1 protein-coding gene is annotated in these 3,538 nt (G+C 75.4%); it reads right to left on the reverse strand.

Annotated elements, in window-relative coordinates; genetic code table 11:
* Positions 1-3,538: SDR family NAD(P)-dependent oxidoreductase (locus tag ACFXAE_RS36080; protein ID WP_384723930.1), on the reverse strand; the 3,538-nt coding region annotated here is incomplete at both ends.

Here is a 3,538-nt window from a genome sequence, read left to right on the forward strand (position 1 = left end):
CGACGCCGCCAGCCGTGCCGCCTGCTCCCGCACCGCCTCACGCGACTTCGCCGACACCACCCACGGCAGCCACACCGGAGCCTGGACCGGCTCGGTGAGCACGCCGTCGGTCTCCGCGGCCGAGTCCTCGGTGCCGTCGGTGGGCTCGGGTTCCGGGGCCTGTTCGAGGATGAGGTGGCCGTTGGTGCCGCTGATGCCGAAGGAGGAGATGCCGGCACGGCGGGGGTGGCCGGCGTCCGGCCAGGGGGTGGCCTCGGTGACCAGGCGTACGGCACCGCTGGACCAGTCGACGACCGAGGTGGGTTCGGTGATGTGCAGGCTCCTGGGCACCATGCCGTGCCGCATCGCGAGCACCATCTTCATCATGCCGCCGACACCCGCGGCGGCCTGGGTGTGGCCGATGTTCGACTTCAGCGAGCCGAGCAGCAGCGGCCGCTCCGCCGGGCGGTCCTGGCCGTAGGTGGCGAGGATGGCCTGGGCCTCGATCGGGTCGCCGAGCGGGGTGCCGGTGCCGTGCGCCTCGACCACGTCGACCTCGGCGGCGGACAGCCCGGCGTTGGCGAGGGCCTGGCGGATGACGCGTTGCTGGGAGGGCCCGTTGGGGGCGGTGAGGCCGTTGGAGGCGCCGTCCTGGTTGAGGGCGGAGCCGCGCACCACGGCGAGCACGGGGTGGCCGTTGCGGCGGGCGTCGGAGAGCCGCTCCAGCAGGACGAGGCCGACGCCCTCGGCGAAGCCCATGCCGTCGGCGCCCTCGGCGAACGCCTTGCAGCGGCCGTCGCGGGCCAGGCCCCGCTGCCGGGAGAACTCCACGTAGGGCTCGGGGGTGGACATGATGGTGACGCCGCCGGCCAGGGCCATGGTGCACTCGCCGGTGCGCAGCGACTGCAGGGCCAGGTGCAGGGCGACCATGGAGGACGAGCAGCCGGTGTCCATGGTGACGGCGGGGCCCTCGAAGCCGTACGTGTAGGACAGGCGGCCGGAGGCGATGCTGGAGGCGTTGCCCGTCATGAGGTGGCCGGCCAGTTGCTCCTGGGCGGCGGCACCGCCGAGGCGGACCTGGTAGTCGGTGTTGATGGTGCCGACGAAGACCCCGGTGGCGGTGGAGCGCAGGGTCTCCGGGTCGATGCCGGCGCGTTCGAACGTCTCCCAGGAGGTCTCGAGGAGCAGGCGCTGCTGCGGGTCCATGGCGAGGGCCTCGCGCGGGGAGATCCCGAAGAACGCCGGGTCGAATCCGGCGACGTCCTGGATGAAGCCGCCCTCACGGCTGTAGGTGGTGCCCTGCCGTTCGGAGTCGGGGTCGTACATCGAGTCGAGGTCCCAGCCGCGGTCGGCGGGCGGGGTGGACACCGCGTCGACCTCGGCGACCATGAGGTCCCAGAGTTCCTCGGGGCTGGTGACCCCTCCGGGGAAGCGGCAGGCCATGGCGACCACGGCCATCGGCTCGTCGGTGACGCCGGCCGCGACGACCACGGGAGCGGTGGCGGGCCGCTGTTCGCCGAGCAGCCGGTCCTTGAGGTGGTCGACGACGGCGGCGGTGTTGGGGTGGTCGAACAGCAGCGTCGTGGGCAGCTTGACGTCGGTGGCGGCGGTGATGCGGTTGCGCACCTCGACGGCGGTCAGCGAGTCGAAGCCCAGGTCCTTGAAGGCGCGGTGCACGTCGACGGCCTCGGGCGAGGCGTGGCGCAGGGCGGTGGCGACCTCGGCGCGAACCAGGTCGGTGAGCAGGCGGTCCTGGTCGGCGGGGGCCAGGCCGCGCAGCCGGTCGCGCAGGGCGTGGGTGTCGGGCGCGGCGGCCTTCGCCGCCTCCAGGGCGCGACGGACCTCGGGCAGGTCGCCGATGAGAGGGCTGGGCCGGGCGGCGGTCAGGACCCCGGCGTACGACGGCCAGTCGACGTCGACGACGGTGGCGTGCGAGGCGCCTTCGGTGACGGCGGCGCGCAGCGCGGCGACGGCGGTGTCGGGCGCCATCGGGGTGAGTCCGTCGTGGCGCATCCGGTCGGTGAGGACGTCGGCGGTGGCCATGCCGGCGTCGGCCCAGGGGCCCCAGGCGACGGAGGTGACGGGCAGTCCGGCGGCGCGGCGCTGCTCGGCGACGGCGTCGAGGTAGGCGTTGGCGGCGGCGTAGTTGGCCTGTCCGGCGTTGCCGAGGACGCCGACGATGGAGGAGAACAGCACGAACATCGACAGGTCGTGGTCGCGGGTGAGCTCGTGCAGGTTGGCGGTGCCGAGGGTCTTGGGCCGTAGGACGGCGTCGAAGCGGTCCGGGGTGAGGGCGTCGAGGACGCCGTCGTCGAGGACGCCCGCGGCGTGGACGACGCCGGTGAGCGGCAGGTCGGCGGGGAGGGACTCGAGGAGCCCGGTGAGCTGGTCGCGGTCGGCGACGTCGCAGTCGGCGACGGTGACGCGGGCGCCGTGGGCGGTGAGTTCGGCGGTGAGTTCGGCGACACCGGGGGCGTCGGGGCCGCGGCGGCTGGTGAGGACCAGGTGCCGGGTGCCGGCGGCGGCCAGGGAGCGGGCGACGTGGGCGCCGAGGGCGCCGGTGCCGCCGGTGATCAGGACGGTGTCGTGCGCCGTCCAGGTGCCGGTGGGGTCGGCGTCGCCCGCGGGCTCGGGCAGCGGCATCCGGGCGAGCCGGCGGGCGTAGGAGCCGGCGGCGCGCACGGCGAGCTGGTCCTCGGGGCCGCCGAGGAGGCCGGGCAGGCGGTCGAGGGCGCGCGGGTCGGGGGTGGGCGGCAGGTCGACGAGTCCGCCCCAGGTGTCCGGGAGTTCGAAGGCGACGGCTCGGCCGAAGCCCCAGGTCTCGGCCTGGACGGGAGAGGTCAGCGGGTCCCGGCTGTCGACGGCGACGGCGCCGCGGGTGAGCGCCCACAGACGGGTGCCGGTGCCGGCGAGGGCGTGCGTCAGGTCCTTGGCGGCGGCGAGGCCGCGCGGCACGGCGGGGTGGTCGGGGTGCGGCCGCTCGTCGAGGGCGAGCAGCGACAGCACTCCGGCGGGTTCCTCGCCGTCGGGGGTGGTGAGCAGGGCGGTGAGGGCGGCGGTGTCCTCGTCGCCGGTCAGGTCGTGGCGTTCGACGCGCAGGCCGCGGGCGGTGAGGGCGGTGAGGACGTCGTCGACCCAGGGGTCGTCGGCGTGCCCGGCCGGGACGAGCGCGGGCCAGCGGCCGGCGGGGACGGGTCCGGCGGCGCCGGTCAGGGGGGTCCAGTGGACGCGGTGGCGCCAGGAGTCGAGGGTGGTGCGCAGGGTGCGGCGGCGGCGCCAGGAGGCGAGTGCGGGCAGCAGGCTGCTGAAGGCCTCGGTGTCGTCGCCGGTGATGTCCAGGACGGTGGACAGCCGGGTGACGTCACCGCTCTCGACGGCGGACCAGAACTCGCCGTCGGCGGGGTCGCCGCCGGTGCCGGCCGGCCGGTCGGCCTCGTCGGGGGTGAGCCAGTACCACTCGCGGCGGAAGGGGTAGGTGGGGAGGTCGACGCGGCGGGGGCGGGTGCCTTCGTAGAAGGCGTCCCAGTCGACGTCCGCGCCGCACGCCCACGCCTCACCG

The sequence above is a fragment of the Streptomyces sp. NPDC059454 genome (assembly GCF_042749965.1).
Taxonomy (GTDB): Bacteria; Actinomycetota; Actinomycetes; order Streptomycetales; family Streptomycetaceae; genus Streptomyces.